Source organism: Ilyobacter sp. (genome assembly GCF_041583315.1).
GTDB lineage: Bacteria > Fusobacteriota > Fusobacteriia > Fusobacteriales > Fusobacteriaceae > Ilyobacter.
This window is the reverse complement of the sequence record NZ_JBFHGC010000484.1, coordinates 1-2,225: the sequence shown is the minus strand read 5'-3', so window position 1 is coordinate 2,225 and position 2,225 is coordinate 1. Positions and strand designations below refer to the sequence as shown.

Sequence of the window (2,225 nt, the reverse complement as noted above, 5' to 3'; positions counted from 1 at the left end):
TCCAGTGGAGCTGCTGATATTTTCGGAAGAACAGGTGGAGTTATAGAGGCCGCTGTAAGAACGGCCTATGAATGGATCACAGGGGATGAATTAGAATCAGTGGATTTCAAGCAGCTGAGAGGTCTTGAAGGATCAAGAATAGCAGAAGTCCCGGAGCTGCAGATAGATGGTTCTCCTTTAAGGATAGGAATAGCCCACGGACTAGGATCAGCCAGGGATCTTCTAAACAAGGTAAAAAGCGGTGAAGAAGTTTTACACGCCATTGAAATAATGGCCTGTAAGGGAGGATGTATAGGGGGTGGAGGCCAGCCATACCACCACGGTAAATTTAATGTAATAAAGAAAAGATTTAAAGGAATACAGGCCATCGATACTGGTAAAAAAATTCGAAAATCTCATGAAAACCCTTATATTAAAGAACTATATGAAAAATTTCTTGGAGAACCCATGGGAGAGAAGGCCCATGAACTATTACATACAAAGTATTTTTCAAGAAAAAAATAATTTTAAGAGGGAGCTGCCAATGGTAGCTCCCTCTATACTTTAAATATATCAAAATAACTAAAAATTATCCTCTATACTTCTCCGATTTTTTTAGCTTTTATCCAGTCACTGTCTCCCCTTTGAGAGTAGTTAGTCAAGAATTCATCTTTAAATTCTTTAAATCTTCCGTCTTTTATTGCTTCTCTTGCATCTTTCATCATTTTTATCAGAAAATAAAGGTTATGATAAGTGGTAAGTCTCGCTCCGAGAATCTCTTGAGATTTAAAAAGATGTCTTATATATCCTCTTGTGTAATTTCTGCACACATAGCAGTCACATCCATCATCTAGTGGTCTAGGGTCCTCAGCATAGCAGGCATTTTTTATAACCAGCCTACCGTACTTGGTAAATACAGTTCCATGCCTTCCTATTCTTGTGGGCTGTACACAGTCCATCATATCTACTCCAGCTTCTACAGCTTCTAGCATGTCGACAGGCTCTCCTACACCCATAAGATATCTCGGCTTGTCCTCAGGAAGTTTTTCCACTATATAGTCCAGTATTCTGTACATGTCCTCTCTGGGTTCTCCCACAGCCAGGCCCCCTATAGCATATCCAGAAAAATCTTCATCCATCTCCATGAGTTCTTGTCTGCTTTTATCCCTCAGGTCTTCGTATATCCCCCCTTGAACTATGGCAAACAATCCCTGCTCATCAGGCCTCTGATGAGCCTCTATACACCTTTTGGCCCATCTTGTAGTTCTCTCTATAGATGGAATCAGATATTCCTTCGTTGACATCCCAGGAGGGCATTCATCAAATAACATGACTATATCCGATCCAAGGTTATTTTGTATATGTATGGATTTTTCAGGAGAGATAAACTGCTTTGACCCGTCTATATGAGATCGGAACTCTACTCCTTCCTCCTCTATTTTCCTTATGGCTCCCAGACTGAATACCTGGAACCCCCCGCTGTCTGTTAGAATCGGTTTTTTCCAGTTCATAAATTTATGCAGTCCGCCAAATTTTGCAACGAGATCATCTCCAGGTCTCAGAAAAAGATGGTAGGTATTTCCTAATATTATTTCAGAACCTATGGCTTCTAATTCCTCAGGTGTCATTGTTTTTACAGTTGCTTGAGTTCCCACAGGCATAAATACAGGTGTCTCTACTTCCCCGTGAGGTGTGGTTATTTTTCCGGTTCTCGCCTTGCCGTCTTTAGAGTAGATCTCATAAGTTACAGGCAGTTTTTTTGACATTTTTCCTCCTTATCTCTGTATCTCTATTATATCTTTTATTCCAGAAAGATGTTTCAAGAGCTTCTCATATTCTTCTTTTTCAGAGATTTCTATTGTAAATTTTAAATTCATATATCTGTCTAGACCCTTAACTATAAGGTTAGAATTTACCCCAATAACATTTATCTTGTGATTAGCTATTATAGTTGCTATATCCATAAGCATATTAGGTCTCTCTACCACAAAAACATTAAAATTAAATTGATATTTATTAAGTTTTTTTGCAAAAATATCTTCATCCCATTTTACATCTATCTCTCTAGGAGGATCACTCTTTAGCATGCCCTGATAGTTTTTACAGTCTTTTCTGTGAACTGCTATCCCGGCTCCCTTTGTTATATAACCACCTATGTCGTCTCCTGGGAGAGGAGTACAGCATTTTGCAAACCTTATGAGAGTATTATCAAGACCCTCTATAACCACTCCGTAATCATTCTTCTT

Annotated in this window: 3 protein-coding genes; 1 reads left to right on the top strand and 2 read right to left on the bottom strand. The window is 38.9% G+C overall.

Annotated elements, in window-relative coordinates; translation table 11 throughout:
* The coding region (locus tag ABZA26_RS13230; RefSeq protein WP_372714975.1) for an iron hydrogenase small subunit at window positions 1–504 on the top strand (504 nt) is incomplete at its 5' end.
* Window positions 505–575: 71 nt separating this feature from the next.
* Here the strand turns inward: ABZA26_RS13230 and tgt are convergent.
* Both tgt and ABZA26_RS13220 read right to left on the bottom strand, forming a co-directional pair.
* A complete protein-coding gene (gene tgt, locus ABZA26_RS13225) occupies window positions 576–1,745 on the bottom strand; it encodes a tRNA guanosine(34) transglycosylase Tgt (protein ID WP_372714974.1) in 1,170 nt (389 codons plus the stop codon).
* Window positions 1,746–1,754: 9 nt separating this feature from the next.
* Window positions 1,755–2,225: ACT domain-containing protein (locus ABZA26_RS13220; protein ID WP_372714973.1), on the bottom strand; the 471-nt coding region annotated here is incomplete at its 5' end.